16 protein-coding genes and 1 pseudogene are annotated in these 14701 nt (G+C 65.4%); 10 read left to right on the top strand and 7 right to left on the bottom strand.

Annotated features, from left to right (window positions below; translation table 11 throughout):
* A pseudogene (locus tag HBH26_RS19630) lies at nt 1–108 on the top strand (IS5 family transposase); the annotation flags it as partial.
* An 86-nt stretch (nt 109–194) separates the two neighbouring features.
* Entirely contained in the window at nt 195–1115 is a 921-nt protein-coding gene (locus tag HBH26_RS19625; protein WP_239024944.1) for a lytic transglycosylase domain-containing protein, read from the top strand.
* On the opposite strand, the gene HBH26_RS19620 is transcribed toward HBH26_RS19625, so the two are convergent.
* From HBH26_RS19620 to HBH26_RS19600, 5 genes are all read right to left on the bottom strand, one after another.
* Complete coding sequence (locus HBH26_RS19620) at nt 1082–1357, bottom strand: hypothetical protein (RefSeq protein ID WP_168136288.1); 276 nt, start codon at nt 1355–1357, stop codon at nt 1082–1084. The genes HBH26_RS19625 and HBH26_RS19620 overlap by 34 nt on opposite strands.
* 124 nt (nt 1358–1481) lie before the next feature.
* Nucleotides 1482–2408, bottom strand: coding sequence for a Mom family adenine methylcarbamoylation protein (locus HBH26_RS19615; protein ID WP_168136287.1), 927 nt, complete (start codon nt 2406–2408; stop codon nt 1482–1484).
* A gap of 18 nt (nt 2409–2426) precedes the next feature.
* A complete protein-coding gene (locus HBH26_RS19610) occupies nt 2427–2750 on the bottom strand; it encodes a transposase (protein WP_168136286.1) in 324 nt (107 codons plus the stop codon).
* Nucleotides 2751–2923: 173 nt separating this feature from the next.
* The gene (locus HBH26_RS19605; protein ID WP_168136275.1) at nt 2924–3634 is read right to left on the bottom strand and encodes an adenine nucleotide alpha hydrolase family protein; all 711 of its coding nucleotides are present in this window, start codon (nt 3632–3634) and stop codon (nt 2924–2926) included.
* 77 nt (nt 3635–3711) lie between these two features.
* Nucleotides 3712–4566 (bottom strand): DUF7146 domain-containing protein, encoded by an 855-nt coding sequence (locus HBH26_RS19600; RefSeq protein WP_168136285.1) that lies wholly within the window; start codon nt 4564–4566, stop codon nt 3712–3714.
* 535 nt (nt 4567–5101) lie between these two features.
* On the opposite strand from HBH26_RS19600, the gene HBH26_RS19595 reads away from it, so the two are divergent.
* From HBH26_RS19595 to HBH26_RS19585, 3 genes are all read left to right on the top strand, one after another.
* The gene (locus HBH26_RS19595) at nt 5102–6325 is read left to right on the top strand and encodes a replication initiation protein (RefSeq protein WP_168136289.1); all 1224 of its coding nucleotides are present in this window, start codon (nt 5102–5104) and stop codon (nt 6323–6325) included.
* Between the two features lie 166 nt (nt 6326–6491).
* Nucleotides 6492–7691: an AAA family ATPase gene (locus HBH26_RS19590; RefSeq protein WP_168136284.1), complete on the top strand. Its 1200-nt coding sequence runs from the start codon at nt 6492–6494 to the stop codon at nt 7689–7691.
* A gap of 49 nt (nt 7692–7740) precedes the next feature.
* Nucleotides 7741–8763, top strand: a complete 1023-nt coding sequence (locus HBH26_RS19585; RefSeq protein ID WP_168136283.1) for a ParB/RepB/Spo0J family partition protein — start codon at nt 7741–7743, stop codon at nt 8761–8763.
* A 16-nt stretch (nt 8764–8779) separates the two neighbouring features.
* Here HBH26_RS19585 and HBH26_RS19580 read toward each other — a convergent pair whose 3' ends face one another.
* Nucleotides 8780–9808, bottom strand: coding sequence for a hypothetical protein (locus tag HBH26_RS19580; protein WP_168136282.1), 1029 nt, complete (start codon nt 9806–9808; stop codon nt 8780–8782).
* A gap of 176 nt (nt 9809–9984) precedes the next feature.
* Here HBH26_RS19580 and HBH26_RS19575 point away from each other — a divergent pair, with 176 nt between their 5' ends.
* The 5 genes from HBH26_RS19575 to HBH26_RS19555 are packed head-to-tail and all read left to right on the top strand — an operon-like array spanning nt 9985 to nt 13977.
* Nucleotides 9985–10503: a hypothetical protein gene (locus HBH26_RS19575; RefSeq protein WP_168136281.1), complete on the top strand. Its 519-nt coding sequence runs from the start codon at nt 9985–9987 to the stop codon at nt 10501–10503.
* Nucleotides 10500–11741, top strand: coding sequence for a toll/interleukin-1 receptor domain-containing protein (locus HBH26_RS19570; RefSeq protein ID WP_168136280.1), 1242 nt, complete (start codon nt 10500–10502; stop codon nt 11739–11741). Before HBH26_RS19575 ends, HBH26_RS19570 begins: the two co-directional genes overlap by 4 nt.
* Nucleotides 11734–12864: a tyrosine-type recombinase/integrase gene (locus HBH26_RS19565; protein WP_168136279.1), complete on the top strand. Its 1131-nt coding sequence runs from the start codon at nt 11734–11736 to the stop codon at nt 12862–12864. The genes HBH26_RS19570 and HBH26_RS19565 overlap by 8 nt, the downstream gene beginning before the upstream one ends.
* A gap of 3 nt (nt 12865–12867) precedes the next feature.
* Nucleotides 12868–13398 carry an AlbA family DNA-binding domain-containing protein gene (locus HBH26_RS19560; RefSeq protein WP_168136278.1) on the top strand — a complete coding sequence of 177 codons (531 nt, stop codon included), beginning with the start codon at nt 12868–12870 and terminating at the stop codon, nt 13396–13398.
* Nucleotides 13399–13401: 3 nt separating this feature from the next.
* The gene (locus HBH26_RS19555; protein WP_168136277.1) at nt 13402–13977 is read left to right on the top strand and encodes a hypothetical protein; all 576 of its coding nucleotides are present in this window, start codon (nt 13402–13404) and stop codon (nt 13975–13977) included.
* Nucleotides 13978–14050: 73 nt separating this feature from the next.
* On the opposite strand, the gene HBH26_RS21105 is transcribed toward HBH26_RS19555, so the two are convergent.
* Complete coding sequence (locus tag HBH26_RS21105; protein WP_168136276.1) at nt 14051–14623, bottom strand: SIP domain-containing protein; 573 nt, start codon at nt 14621–14623, stop codon at nt 14051–14053.
* Nucleotides 14624–14701 lie beyond the last annotated feature (78 nt).

Genomic DNA, 14701 nt, shown 5'->3' with positions numbered 1-14701 from the left:
TTCGGCCGTCTGAAGGATTGGCGCCGCGTCGCAACTCGCTACGACCGCTGCCCAACCGTCTTCTTCTCTGCCGTCGCCCTCGCGGCCACCGTCATCTTCTGGCTATGACCAATGAGTCCTGACCCTAGTATGGATATAATCGGGTAATTTTTTTCCCTGTTGACGGCCTGTCGTTAAGCTGGCTGCATCGACGGATGACCTGTTCGCCTGCAATAAAGCGTGCCATCGCCCTGATCGCGTTGAGTGCGTCAATCAGCCCCGGCCATGCGGCGCAACGCAAAGCCGAACTCGTCGCCTTCCGTGAGGTTTCAGACGAGGTCGTAATCGACGTCGGAAGAACCGCCCCAAAGCGCATGATACCGACGCTTGCTTCGGAAGGTCTGTCGCCCGAGGCGTTGCAGTTGGATTTCCTACAGATCGGTGCGCCTGGCCAGCTGGATCAGCCGATCGAGGTCGGTCGATCTTCGATCCCGGTGCCATTGTGGATGCAGACGGGGAGGGTAATAACGGGCGCCGCGCAGGTCGCGCAAAGCGTGGTCGCGCCATATATGTACAGGCCATCGGCCTGCACGATGACACCGTACCGGCCACGCGGTGATCTGGCACCATGGCAGGAAGCGCGTCGCGCGCGGTATTTTCCGCTGATCTCGGCCGTCGCCTGCGAAGCGGGCGTCCCGACCGGTCTTTTCGATGCGCTGGTCGCCCAGGAGAGCCGCTACGATCCGCTGATCGTCTCTCCCAAGGGTGCGGTCGGGCTCACCCAGCTGATGCCTGGCACCGCTCGGGGGCTCGGCGTGTTCGACTCCCGCGATCCGCTGTCCAACCTGAGGGGAGGGGCCAGATACCTCCGGTCACACCTCGACGAGTTCAAGCGCGTTGATCTCGCGCTGGCGGCCTACAATGCCGGACCGGGGCGGGTTCGTACGATGGGACGCATCCCGCCGTTCCGCGAGACGATCGAGTATGTCGCGGCGATCACGCGCGGGTGGAGCAACGGAGCGTTCAGGACAGCCTCGATCCAAACGGCATCGACACCGATCGCGGCGACGATGCCGCGGGGCAGGGCGGTGCAGCTGCTGGCCTATACGTCGACGAGCGTGCCGAACCCGAGATAATGGGCGTAGTAGATCGCGATCCCGAGGATCGCCGACGCGCCGAGCAGGTAATTGATCTGCCAGCGCACCCAGAGCCGGGGCGCGACAAGCACCTTGTCCAGCACGGTCGCGGTCGGGAGCTTACTGGTCCCCGAGCGATAGTCATGGGCGGTTTTGATCACCGCGAGTACCGCGCACATCGCGACCATGACGCCGACCGCGGCATAGAGCGAAACCCAGGCCTGTAGTGTCGCTTGGGGCATGCTGACCACCTAGCAGCAGGATGCTGACGATCGCTTAACCCTCGAGACGGAGGTAAGTTACCGGATTGCGCTCGAACATCGGCCGCGACCAACGCGGACGGGCAGGGTAGCGACCTATCCTGCATCAATGCGCTGCCATCCGCTCGGTCCGGAAGCCCCACAGGCTCTTGGATAGGTCGAGCTCGCCGCGCTTTGCTCGCGTGATCATCCCGGCGAAATACGCCCCCGGCGTTAGCCGTATCTCGTTGCGGCTGTACCGCTCGGCCGTGATCATCACCGCAACCGCCGCTCCGTCGCGATAGGGCAGCCGCGGAAGTGCCCGGCCGCGGCGCCGGGCCTCGCGGGTGAGCTCGAAGCAATAGGCGTAGAGGCCGGCTTGCTGGTGTGCGAGAAGATGGCGCTCACGTTGAAGCCGCCAGAGCCAGCGGCGCGGCTCCTCGCCGATCGCCGGCCTTGGGACGCCCAGGGCGACGAGCTGGTCGATGGCGCCGGCATGGCCCTGCTCGCCGAGGCGGATCTTCGAGAGGGTGCGACCCGAGATCGTGACGTCGCCGACCCGCAGCACGGTTCGCGGCCTCGTGACCGTCCGGTGCGCCGCCGAAAGCGCGCAATAGACCCGGACGATATGCCCGGCACCCGGGTCGCTATACGACACCACGGCCTCGATTGCCGGCCGTTCGCGCCGGAGGTGCCGGAAAGCCCGCGACACGAAGAAGCTCTCGCCGTTCTGTGGCACCGCATCGGTCAGAATGAGCCGGGCGAGGACGCAGCCGCGCGCCGGATCAGCGAACCCGGTATGGCGGGAGATGACCGCGCCGGTGGTGGGGACCGCGAAGACCGCGACGCCCTCGAGCACGCCGCCGCGACCGAACAGGCCGACTGCGAGCTGCGCCGCCGGATAGCTTGGGAGATAGTGATGCCGGGCGATGAAGGCGCGCGCTACGGCATGATCGATAACTTCGACGCAATAGGCTGTCGGATCGATCAGTTCGAGGTCGCGCGCCCACAGCGCGCGCCGCTCGCGCCATCGCTGGCTGCGATTGGTCTGCATGGGATGAGGATCCGGAAGTCAGAGCAGCCGAGGCTGACGCGCGTGCGCGTCGAGCACTTCCCGGGCAATGCGCTCCGCACCCGCCTGGTCGGCGGACGGGAACAGATCGTGGGTGCACAGCAGCTGGAAACTGTGATCGAGCTCCATCGCGCAGAGCCATCGATCGCTGCCATCAACATCCACCATCGCGAGGGCGAGGCACCTGGAGCCCGCATAGGGGTCGGGGTCGAGAGGGTCGCCCGCGAAACCGGCGAGCGACCAGAAGCGCCAGCCCAACGGAGGCCGATCCGCTATGTCGGCAACGAAGGCACATCGGCCGACCCGGACATCGATCGCCGTCATCGCGCGGCCTTCCGCGCGGCGATCGCGAGAAGCTCGGCAAACCGTTCGATGACGGAGGACGCCGTGGGAAAGCATTCGGCAAGAGAATGACGGGCGAGGATCACACGCCGGGCCGCAGCGATGTCCTCGGCCTCGGACTGACTGGGCAGCCGAAGCGGCCAGCCTTTGACGTATCAAAGCCCTGGCGGCATCGACGCCTCCAGGCGGCGTCGCTCATCCCGGTCGGCCTTGGCCCGCGCGACATCCGACCTAAGCCCAGCGCTCAGCAGCCGGGGCGAGACATCGGCGAGCCACCGGGTCGGCTGGAAGGGAAAGGTCGAGCGGGCTTCGATCCCGACCAGCTCGCGATAGACCTCGGCGTTCGCCGGCGCGGAGGCGGATGCCTCGAGGTCCTGCAGCGAGGCGAAGATGCAATAGCGGCAGGAAAGGCGGCTTGAGCCCCAGGTCGTGTAAGCTTCATGCAGCAGGATGCCGAGCAGGCGGTGGGCACGGAAGACATCGTCGCTGGTCCAGTCGGCGAGCGGATTCCAGATCATCATCCGGGTCCCGTGCCGGTTCCCGGCCTTGGCATAACGCTCGTCGACCCTGGCGATCGGGATCGAAGCGCGGTTGTGGCTGTCCAAAAGCGCGATCAGGGCGCGGACGTCATCAAACGAGGACAGGACTGGACCGCGCGCGCGAAGGTGAAGGGCGAGCGCGTATTCGAGAACTTCGAAGCTTCTCCGCTGTGTCCACTGACCGTCGGCATCGGAGCCACCAAAGGCGGCGGCCATGACTTCATTCAGGAGGCGACGGGTGAGGGCGCATTCGGAAGCGAGATGCGGAAGAAGCAGACGCGCAGCATCATGCTCGGCGCGATCGGCCGCGTGGAAGAGATCGGTCATCTGGGGTCTCCGGCGTGGCTGCACCCTTCGGCAGCATCACGCGCTCGACCCCCCTCCCCTCGTCCGGCGCGACGCGCCTAGACGCCAGCCCGTTGGACGTGCGCGTCGAGCGCATCTGCCCAGTCCTTGAATCCAGCCGGTGGCGGCGCGCGATGGATGGCGCGTCCTGGTTGCCCATAGCGACCCTCTGCCCGGTCTGCAGCGCGATGGCCTTCAGGGTCGTTGTCCTCCGCGATGAGCAGGCAGTCGATCGTGATCGGAAGGGCGAGTTGATCCAGCCGCCGTGCGCCAAGCGAAGCCCAGCAGGGAATGCCGTTCAGGCGTGCGAAGGCTCCCGCGGTTTCGAACCCTTCGGCGATTGCCATGACGGTACCTCCCTCCCCGCCACGCCATGCTCCACCTCCCGGTGTGCCAAGCATCACCTTGCGCGTGGAGCCGCCGGTTGCCGGATCGAGGAAAATCCTTTCGACGGCGACCAAGCGGCGGCCTTCGCGAACGGCGACGAGAAGGGCTGGTTCAAACACGGTACTAGGCCTGGGCATATACGGGCAGCGGGGGTGGAAGCGGATGTCGGACGGGGGCGGCATGAGGTTGCGCCGGCGGAGGTATCGCTCGGCGAGTGTCCCGGGCACCTCGAACGCCTGATCCCAGATGCGACAGACATTAGCGGTACGGGGCATGCCGGTCGGCACCGGGGAGGGATGCTCGCGATCTGGGCGGACGCGTCGCAGCTCGCGTAGAATGTCGTCCCTTGAGCAACCGGCAAAGCAGGTGACCAGGATGTCGCGATCGCCTTGCCGGATGGAGAGGCTTGGTTCGGTGTCGTCATGGGCGGGGCATCGGCACATCGCAACATAGCCGTGCCAGGTGCCGCCAAGGCTACCGACCAGGTCGGCGAGGTGCTGTGTTGGTTTCCTGGCGGTGAGAGGCATGAGTCTTCTCCGGGCTCAGACGCTCGGTCCCCCTCCCCTCCTCATCTTCTCCAAAATATCTCTCAAAACCACCGCTGCGCCAGCAGCGGGGCGATTCACTGATTCCAGTGATTCTGATTCAGCGCGGGATTTACCTCTATAATCATGGACTTATTCACGTCATCCTGACCGGATGGGGGAGGTTACCTGACCGCGCGGGGGCTTATCCCTGCCGAATCGGGGGACCTGTCCTGACCGCTTGGGGTAACCCTGTCTTCTTGGGGGCCCTACTTTTCCGCTGTTTTCAAGCGCGTTCAACCCACCCGGTCCTCGATGGCATGAAATGTGGCGCGACTCGTGGAGTTCTGCTTTGAGCTCCACGGATTGGCCGTTTTCATCCTGACCGCTTGGGGGCGCTCCGGCGCACTCTTTCCTGTCCTGTCTTGACGTTGCAGGTCAGGTCAGGCAGCCAAGCGCTCGGAGCCTGTTTATGGATGATTCGCCGACAGGGGATGTCGAGCTAGACGACGAAGATCAAGAGCGAGCCGGCCGTGCGATGCGGGTTGCGCATGCGCTCGCTTCCAAGCAGACTGCGGAATTCGCTAAGCCCGGAAAGCTCGTCGAGGTCCGGTTTGTCAAGGGCCAGTCGCTCAGCCTGACCGCTTCACGCCTTCTCGCGTTGATGATCCTGACGGCCGGCGGCGATGCCTGGCGCGACGTGCCGCACCGGATGCGCAAGGCGGATATTCGCCGCGGCCACAAGGGCAATGAGCGCATCTCCGATATGCTGGAGGAACTGCATCGCACCTTATTCGCAGAGGACGACAGAAGCTGGCGTGGACGAAAGGCCACGCGGCGTTTCTCACTCATCCAGATGTCGAAGGAGGAGGCCGAGGACGAGGATGGCGGCGAGAGCGGGTGGATCGAATGGGAGTTCACCCCGGACGCTCGCAAGCTAATTCAGGAATCGGAAACATACGCGGTCCTGAATAGACAGGCCGTCCTCGGCTTCCGATCGAGCTATGCGCTCAAGCTTTACGAGATCGGTGCGCTTCGCATTCACCGGCGCCAGCCGACCTGGCGTTGCGACATCACGGCTTTGCGAGCGGCGCTGGGCATAGCTCCTGACGTATATAAGGATTTCGCACAGCTGCGGCGCAAGGTCCTGCAAACCGCAAAGAGCGAGATCGATCAGCTCGCGCACTTCCGCGTGGAGTGGAAGGAGACGCGCCAGGGCAGGGCGGTGGCGGAGGTGGAGTTCCGCTTCGAGGCAAAGGATGCGCCGGCGCAGATCGGCACCGTGGACGAACTCGAGCGCCATTCAGCCGGGCGCCGAGCCCGCCGCGAGGGCACCGTTGAATCTGTTCGGACCGATGGTGAGCTTGCAGGTGAAAAGCAGAAGGTACGGCTTCCGGTGGTCGTCACGTCCAAGGAAGCCGTGGATGAGGCCAAGGCTGTCGGTGAGGCTTCGTCAGCGGAGCGAGCCTCGGCTGTGTCGGACATCGTCCGACAGGCGGCGGGGCGGATGAGGTCGGCCGACGCCGAGCGTCCGCGGGTCAAGTTCGCAAGCTTCCCTTCAGGCTCGCTGCGATGGTCTGGCGCTGAGGAGTTTCTGTCGATCGGGCGTTCCCATGGCGGGGGCTGGGACGTGGATCTGATCGCCGAAGCTTACCGGGGTCATATGGGCGATCGACTGGTGAAGCTGAGTGGGGTCAAGCTGCAGCGCTCGTGGCAGGGCTTTTGCGAGAGTTACGTCACGCGGAAGGGTCGGCCGAGCTGAAAATTGCACCGGTGCAATTTTCGCCGTTCCCGCGCTAAATCGCCCACAGGCGGACAGTATGCCGCCACTCTTGGCCTACGCGGCTTGCGGCTTTCGAAAAACAGAGTGGCGTTGACGGAAAAGCGCAAACTGGGCATGTAATGGCTGTCTAGCGAAAGGATGGCCTATGGCGACCGCAATTGCGCGGGTTCGACCGGATCAATCCCGAATCAGCGCCCTTGCCGAGCGTTGCTCCAACATCCTCGAGAAACTTCGGGACGGGGCGCAGAGCAAGCGCGCTGACGAGCGGCGGGAACCGATCTTCACGATAGGGCGGGCGGCCGACTTGGTCGGCCGCACGCCCGCAGCGATTCGTGAGGCGGAGAAGGACGGCCGACTGCCTGAACCGGGTCGCACCGAAACCAATCGCCGTGTCGGCTACACGCTCGGGCAACTGAACGACATGCGTGGCGTGTTCGGGACCCGGCCCTGGCGGTCGGCGGACGATCCCTGTGCGGTCGTGGCGGTCCAGAACTTCAAAGGCGGAGTGGGGAAGTCCACCATCTCGGTGCATCTGGCGCAGTTCCTGGCGATCAGGGGTTATCGCGTCCTGCTCATCGACTGCGACAGTCAGGCGTCGGCGACAACCTTGTTTGGCTATGTGCCGGATCTCGATCTTCAGGAGGAGGATACGCTCTACCCGTTCCTCCGCCAGGACGAGTTGGTGAGCCTGGAATATGCAATCCGGGCGACCCACTTCGACTGCCTTGATCTCATTCCGGCGAACCTGCGGCTGTTCCAGTCGGAATACGAACTTGCAGCGAGGATGGCGCGAGGGCAGGGGGCCTTGCTCGATCGCTTGCAGCAGGGGATTGCCTCTGTAGCAGACCGCTACGATGTGGTGGTGATCGATCCGCCGCCCGCGCTTGGGGCAATTTCGCTTTCGGTCCTGCGCGCGGCGAATGCACTCGTGGTCCCGGTGCCGCCGACCGTGATGGATTTCTCCTCGACGGCCGCCTACCTCGCGATGCTCGACGAGACGATGCAGATCCTGCTCGAGCACGGCATGGACACCGACCTTGCCTTTCTCCGCTTCGTTGCCTCGAAGGTCGATGAGAACAAGTCGATGCAGCGTGAGCTGATGGGGCTGATGGGTCAGCTTTACGGCAACGCGCTGGTCCGGACCCCGCTCAAGGACTCTGCCGAGATCGACAATGCGAGCGCGCGTCTGATGACCGTTTATGAGCTCGATGGTCCCACCACGAGCCGATCTGTGCGGGACCGGTGCCTGACCTATTTGGACGGGGTGAATTCGGAGATCGAGACGGATATTCGTTCGATGTGGCCAAGCCATGAGAGCCGCCTGAGACGAGAAGGCTTGGCATGAGGGAGGATCAAAATTGCACCGGTGCAATTTCGGATAGAGGAGAGGCGCCATGAGCGCGAAAAACCGCACGTTCGCTGCCGATCTTGCCGGCGCAATCGAGGCTCCGGCGGACCCACCGGCGCGACCTTCGCGGTTGGGGATGGGGGTGCTCGCGGGGCGCAGTACGCGACTGGCGGAGCTGGCGACTGGCTCGCTCGTCAATCGGGCCACCGAACTCGTCGACCCTGCTCGCTGCCGGATGTGGCACGGCCATAACCGCGATTACGCAGGCCTCTCGGAAGAGCGCTGCCGGGACCTGATCGACAGCCTCAAGGCGCAAGGCAAGCAGGAAGTTCCGGCGCTGGTCCGTCGGATACGTGATGATCCAGACTTCGATTTCGAGGTCATCAGCGGCGCTCGACGGCACTGGTCGGTGAGCTGGCTGCGCAGCCACAATTATCCGGACTTCCGGTTCCTGGTCGAGATCCGGGAGCTCACCGATGAAGAGGCCTTCCGGCTTTCCGATATCGAGAACCGCGCGCGCGAGGATATTTCGGACTTCGAACGTGCCCGGGATTATCTCCGGGCGCTCGACGCCTATTACGGCGGCAAGCAGCAGGACATGGCCGAGCGCATCAACGTCTCGACGAGTTGGCTCAGTCGTTATCTCGATCTGGCGCGACTGCCGGCAGAGGTGACCGGCGCCTTTGCGTCACCGCACGACCTCGGGATCAAGCACGTTACCCAGATAAAGCCGTTGCTCAAGCCCGAGGACCGGCGCGACCGCGTGCTTGCCGAAGGGCACCGCATCGCGGAAGCGCGCAAGCGGGGCGATGACGTTGCTCGCGCCCCGGCCGACGTGGTGCGCATGCTGGCGGCTGCTGCCGAGGCCCCCAAGAAGACAGGATCCCCCAAGAGGACAGGAAAGGCCGACGCCACGGTCAGGACGGCGGGGGGCGCGGAGGTGCTTCGACTCGACGGCCGCGGCCGTACCGGCGTCACGCTGACCCTGTTGCCGAAGGCCGGCGCCACGCGGGCAGACGCCGAGAGGGCACTGGGTGAGATCCTCGACCGGTTCTGGCCGACGAGCTGATCGGCCGCAGTGAAGGTCAGGCCGGCGTCGGCTCGGTCATCCCGACGCCGAGACGTGCCAGGCGCTCATCGATCGCGCGCATTTCGGCGTCGAAGTCGGCTAGCACGGCGTCGAGCGCGGGACTCGGGCGAGGTGGCGCGATCGGCCGCCCGCGGCGCGCGGGAACGAAGCCGAACGCCTGCGCAAGATCCGGTGGAAGATACGCGCGCCAGCTCTGACGCCCGCTCACCTCGACGAGAAGCCCGGCTCTCGCGGCCCGCGTGAGCAGCTTGCCAGCTCCCGAGATGGTCAGGCCAAGGTGCCCGCCGACGCCGCGCGGGCTGAGCACCGGTTGGACCTGAGAGAGCCCCAGCAGGGGTAGGAGAGCGCCGGGGCGGCGGGCCTGTCCCAGTGCGTGCGCGGCGCGCAGCCTGTCGGCCTCGATCGCCTCGAGCCTCTCCAGCCCGGTCACGGCGGAGCGCCGCAGCTGCTTCAGGAACCTCCGGGTGATCGCGTCTGCCGCGTCCGGCTGCAGCCGCAGGCCCTTGTCGGCCCATGCCAGATTGGGAAGCGGGCGATGCGTCACCCCAAGATCGTGGAGTAGCGCCGGGAGCGCCAGCCAAGGCACGCTGGTACGGTCTGCACGCGCATGCCGGGCGATAAGCTCGAGCGCGCGCAGGAGCAGCGGCCGCTGGCCCCAGTCGGCCGGGGGATCGAAGCTGAAGGGGAGGGCCTCGCGCCAGTGCCGCGGACCGCGCCTTGCGAGGCTCTCGTGCCACGCGGCGAGGACGGCGAGATCGTCGCCGAAGGTCGGCAGGAGTGATCGCGAGGGCAGGGGAAGGCCGCAGGCCTGGCCGAAAATATCGATTTCGTCGATCTCGACCCCTTGCCCCCGCAGCGCCTCACCAAATCCGCTCCACGCAGCACGTCGGGTCCACGCCGAGGCGCAATGGCTGGCGGAAATCCGTGCATCGAGACGTGCAATGGCGGCTATCGTGGTTTCGAGCTCGTACGCTAGCCCGTGAGTCCAGGCTGGCGCGGAAAGATCGGGATGACGGCTAGCCATGCCGAATAGTATCCGCAAACATTGCCTAGCGTCTACCGTGGGCGCACATCTGCTGTTGATAAAGGACCCTTATCAACAACCCGTTGTTGGTGCTTCTATATGAAGGTAAGGGAAACGGGCCGGCGCACGGTGCGCCGGTGCGCCGCCCGTTGCGGCCAACAGGGGCGAAAAGCAGCGTGTACGACCATCTCAGCGATCTCGCCCAGCGGCTCGGCCGCCACATGGCCGAGCATAGCCCCAAGGGCCTGCCGACGCACTTCGACGATGCGTTGCTCGAGGCGTTCCCGAGCGAGACCCGGAAGACGTTGGGGACGGCGCTGGCGGAACTGGAAGCGGATGGCCTCGTCACGCTCTCGCATGTGCTGGGTCCGCACCTGCCGCGGGTGCGCACCACCGTGGAGCTGTTCATCGCCAGCGACCCGGCGATCACCGGACATGATCCGGTCGAGGACTCGGTCGTGCTCGCGCGGCTGCTGCTGGAGAAGCCAGAGCTCGGCGGGAACGCCGCGAAGCTCGAGGAGGCGGCAGGCTGGGAACGTCGCCGCTTCAATCCTGCCTTTGCGCTGCTGATCCCGTGCGTTCACGACGGCCGCGTCCGCAAGTCGCTCCAAGACAACTATCCCACCATGGGCGTCCTGCTCGCCGACGAGGATCTGGTCCAGCTGCGCCGCTATGTTCAGCGCAACAGCGGATGATCAAGTTGACCCACAATGGAAGGCCATTCGACGCCCGCAAGTTCGCGGCGGACATCGAGGCCAAGGCGATCGAGCTTGGGATGCAGGCGCTCGAGGAGAAGGCGAGGGGCGCCGCTGCCTCGATCGTCGATTCCGAGACTGGTAGTCACGCCAATGTGTTCGTCGATCGATTGTCGGGGAACAGGGTTGCAATCCGCACGACCGGGTCGCCCGCCTTCGCGCGTCTTCTCGAAAAGCGTCTAGGTGTCGACCCGGGAGAGGTTCAGGTCATGAATGCCGCCGACGGGGCAAAGCACTCGAAAATCTATCTGGCCCACGCCAGCGAGGACAAGGACCGGGTCCGTCCCGTCGCCGAGTATCTCATGGCCAACGGCGTCGACGTCTGGTTCGACGAGTGGGAGATCGAGCCCGGCGACAGCCTGCGGCAGAAGATGGAGGAGGGCCTCGGCGCGATGACCCACTTCGTCGTGGTGTTGACCGAGACGTCGATCACCAAGCCATGGGTGGCCAAGGAGATCGACGTCGGCCTCGTCCAGCAGGTCGGCGGCAAGAGCCGGTTCGTGCCGCTGGTCGTCGACCTCGATCCCGCGAAGCTCTCGCCCTTCCTCCAGGCGATGCTGTTCCTCAAGATCGATCCCGCGAGTGAGGCGGACCTCAAGGCCCTGGTGGACCGGCTGCATGGCGTGAGCCGCAAGCCCCCACTCGGGGACGCGCCGCGTTACGTGCAGAAGGCTCCGAGCGGGCTGGAAGGCTGGTCGCCCGCCGCGATCGCGATCGGAAAGCATATTGTGGAGACCAGCGCGAACGCGACGGCCGTCGATCCCATCGTGACCCTCGCCGATCTGCCGGCCACTCTAGGCATCGCAGCGGATGACCTGCGGATCGGGCTGCTCGACCTCAAGGACGCCGGTTACCTGCGCGAGATGAACGTGAGCGGGCACTATGCCCCGCAACCGCCCCTGTTCGTGGACTTCGACGAGGCATTCATGCCCTTCAGTCCGAGCGAAGATGCACGCATCCTCGCCAACCGGATGGTGACGGGCGAGGAACGGGCCGTCGACACCCGGCAGCTCGCCGAAACGCTGGGATGGGAGCCGCGCCGGATTAACAGCGCGATCTGCTATCTCGAGCGGGTGGGTGCCATCAAGGCGCGGCACGCACTCGCCTCCGCCCCCTGGCGCGCGGTGCAGCTCGTTCGCACCGACGAGACCCTGCGCTTCGCGCGTAGCCATGGCTGAGCCTGGCCTGGTTCGTGCCGAGACGGCGCCGATCAGCGAGATCGTCTCGCAGGTCGAGGCGCTCGCGCCGGCGCGGCGGCTTGCCGACCCGCAGCTGGTCGCGGCCGCCGCCCGCGCTTGGTCGGTCAACACGATCCGTGCCTTCCTGTCGGACCTGAGGATCTGGGACCAATGGTGCCGGCGGCGCGGGCTGACGACCGCTCGCGCCGACGCGGACGCGGTTGCTGCCTATCTGCGCGCGCTGTCGGGAGTCGAGCAGGACCCGCGCAATCCGCTGAAGCGGCGGGCGCCCGCGACGATCGAGCGCTATCTGGTGAATATCGGCTGGGCCTACCGCATGGCCGGGCTCGACGACCCGACCGCGGCGCCGCTGGTGCGGCTCGAGCTCAAGGGTCTGCGCAAGCTTCTGGGAACGCGCCAGCGGCAGGCGCGGGGCATCCGGTTCAAGGGCGAGGTGAGTGATTTCGATGATCCGGCGACAGGCATTTGTCTCGCCCATCTGCTCAAGGCCTCCCGGCGCGACATGCTGGGCGCGCGCGATCGCGCGCTCCTGCGCGTGGCGTATGACAGCGGCTGCCGCCGCTCCGAGCTGGTGGCGATCCTGTGCGAGGCGATCGACGGCCCAGACCCCGACGGGTCGGGAAGCTTGTTCATCGGCGCGAGCAAGACCGACCGCGAACGCGAGGGCGCGATCGCCTATCTGTCCCCAGCGACGATGCAGGCCATCGAGGAGTGGCGCCAGGCAGGGGGTATCAAGAGCGGGCCGCTCTTCCGGCGGGTCGAGACCTATTTCGACGGGTCGGTCCGGTCGGTGGGGGAGGTCGCTCTCCACCCGAACACGATCACGCTGATCTACCGTCGCCTCATCCGCGCGGCGTTCGAGAAGAAGCTGCTGGGCACCATGAGCGAAACCGAGCTGGAGCGCTGGCTGGCGGCCGTCTCGAGCCACTCGATCCGGGTGGGCGTGGCGCAGGACAATTTCGCCGCTGGCGAGAGCCTGCCCGCGATCATGCAAGCCTATCGCTGGCGCGATCCCAAGACCGTCATGCGCTACGGCGCACGGCTCGCCGCCAAGAGTGGGGCGTCGGCGCGCCTTGCACGCCGCTTTCAGGAGAATGGCTGAGCAATGGTCAGGATCACCGTGACGGAACCCGCCAGGCTGGAACGCCGGCGGCGCACGCTCGACGCGCTTACCGTCTCGGAGATTGCCGATGGTAGCCTTCAGGAAGGGCAGGATCTCGACTTCAAGCGGGAGGTGAACCTCGACAAGCCGGAAGCCAAGACCCGGCTGCTCGACGATGTCGTTGCCTTTCTGAACCGGGGACCTGCCCGCATCATCGTCGGCGTGGAGGAGAAAGGCGGCCGCTTCGAGAGCTTTCGCCCGATTTCGGGTGATCCGGACAAGACGGCGCTTCGCCTCCAGACGGTGATCCAGGACGGCATAACGCCCGTTCCCTTGGACGTGCACGTCGTCCCGATCCCTTTCGAGACGGGGTTCATCCTCGACATCCAGATCCCGCGGCACGCCGGCGCGCCGTTCATGAACCGGCTCTCGGGCGGCTACCTGATCCGCTCGGGCGCGCGCAATCTGCCGATCGATCCGGGAATGCTGCGCAGCCGGTTTGTCGACGAGACCGCGTGGATGAGCCGGCTCTAGGAATTGACCGGAGCCGAGGATGCCAGGCTTGCCGCCAGCGGTCGCGTGGTGGCTCGCCAAGCGCTGCGGATCGGCATCCTGCCCCAGGAGCATTTCGATTATCAGCGCCGCGCGTTCGAGCAGGGAGACAATGTCCGCTATCCCGGACCCGTATTCCACGAGCATTCCGAGCCTTGGTTCAAGGCGGTCGAAGATGGCCACGAGCTTTTCGCCAAGGACCTGAGGTCGCAGGGGATCGAACGCTTGTTCATCCGCGATGACTGGTTCGTCCATGCCCAGGCAGCCTTTGCCATCCAGCAGCTGAGTGGGGAGGGGAGGCTGGGGCTGCACGAGTTCAACGAGGCGGCAAAGCGCTATTTGGCGGCAATTGCCGCCTTCTTTGCCGAGCAGAGTATTGTTGGCCCGTTCGCGATCACGCTGTCGCTGCAGGGCCTGGGCGAGGGCGAGCATTTCGGCGCCTGGTTTCCCAACACCTCCGCAGTCCGGACATTACGGCCCCGCATCGTCCAGGACATCGACGATGAGGAACTGGTCTCCGGCTTCCTCCGGCGTGTGAGGCAGGCAAGCGTCTACGGGTGAGCGATCGATTGAACATGGCTGAGCACGGCGGACCTCCTCAGGAAGCGCTTTTCGGCAGCGAGAGCCGTCGACTTCAATCCAGGCCGCGTTTGCCAGGTGCCCAATAGGCCTTTTCGAGCGCGCGGCTCGTGGGGACGCCATGATCCCTTAGCTTTTGGCGAAGGCCCTGGACGGTGCCGGATTGCCCGGTGAGCACGAACGATGCTCCGGCCGTCACAAAAGCCTTGAGCGCATTCTCGAGCGCGGGGAGGTGTCCTGCATTGTCACGCCTGACGATCAGGGTGGCCGCGTCGAGGTCCAAGCGCGCCAGAACCTGGCGAGAGATATCGGCATCTCCAACCTCGAAGCAGCAGCGGGTCGGGCTCACTTGTTCCGCTCTGACCAGGGCGTGAGCCAAGCCGATCGACGTCTCGTCGCCGAAAAGGGCGCGCGGGGGTGCCACGCGATCGGCATCGAGCGAACTGCGCGGACCGAAAACCTCGCATTGATCGCCGACCGCGAGGCCAAGAATCCATTCGCTTCCTGGCCCGTCGCCATGAGCATAACCGAGAAGGCGGGTGCGGCCTTCGCCAGGATCCCAGTCGAGCGGCGTGTAGGTGTGACGGCCTGCAATGATGATCGGTTCGACGCGAGATAAAGGGCGCACTCTGGCGCATAGTCTGTGAGACCGTCGAGGTGCTTGGGCGCACGTTATTCGAGAACCAGCGTACGATCTTTGAGACGG

Origin of the sequence: Sphingomonas corticis, from assembly GCF_012035195.1 — a bacterium.
GTDB classification, from domain to species: domain Bacteria; phylum Pseudomonadota; class Alphaproteobacteria; order Sphingomonadales; family Sphingomonadaceae; genus Sphingomonas; species Sphingomonas corticis.
The sequence above is the reverse complement of the archived record's forward strand: the minus strand, read 5'-3'. Positions and strand labels throughout refer to the sequence as shown.

Bases quoted from the DNA above. Each gene is read 5' to 3' on its own strand.
- HBH26_RS19625 (WP_239024944.1), top strand. From the start codon at position 195: ATGACCTGTTCGCCTGCAATAAAGCGTGCCATCGCCCTGATCGCGTTG.
- HBH26_RS19620 (WP_168136288.1), bottom strand. From the start codon at position 1,357: ATGCCCCAAGCGACACTACAGGCCTGGGTTTCGCTCTATGCCGCGGTC.
- HBH26_RS19615 (WP_168136287.1), bottom strand. From the start codon at position 2,408: ATGCAGACCAATCGCAGCCAGCGATGGCGCGAGCGGCGCGCGCTGTGG.
- HBH26_RS19610 (WP_168136286.1), bottom strand. From the start codon at position 2,750: ATGACGGCGATCGATGTCCGGGTCGGCCGATGTGCCTTCGTTGCCGAC.
- HBH26_RS19605 (WP_168136275.1), bottom strand. From the start codon at position 3,634: ATGACCGATCTCTTCCACGCGGCCGATCGCGCCGAGCATGATGCTGCG.
- HBH26_RS19600 (WP_168136285.1), bottom strand. From the start codon at position 4,566: ATGCCTCTCACCGCCAGGAAACCAACACAGCACCTCGCCGACCTGGTC.
- HBH26_RS19595 (WP_168136289.1), top strand. From the start codon at position 5,102: ATGCGGGTTGCGCATGCGCTCGCTTCCAAGCAGACTGCGGAATTCGCT.
- HBH26_RS19590 (WP_168136284.1), top strand. From the start codon at position 6,492: ATGGCGACCGCAATTGCGCGGGTTCGACCGGATCAATCCCGAATCAGC.
- HBH26_RS19585 (WP_168136283.1), top strand. From the start codon at position 7,741: ATGAGCGCGAAAAACCGCACGTTCGCTGCCGATCTTGCCGGCGCAATC.
- HBH26_RS19580 (WP_168136282.1), bottom strand. From the start codon at position 9,808: ATGGCTAGCCGTCATCCCGATCTTTCCGCGCCAGCCTGGACTCACGGG.
- HBH26_RS19570 (WP_168136280.1), top strand. From the start codon at position 10,500: ATGATCAAGTTGACCCACAATGGAAGGCCATTCGACGCCCGCAAGTTC.
- HBH26_RS19565 (WP_168136279.1), top strand. From the start codon at position 11,734: ATGGCTGAGCCTGGCCTGGTTCGTGCCGAGACGGCGCCGATCAGCGAG.
- HBH26_RS19560 (WP_168136278.1), top strand. From the start codon at position 12,868: ATGGTCAGGATCACCGTGACGGAACCCGCCAGGCTGGAACGCCGGCGG.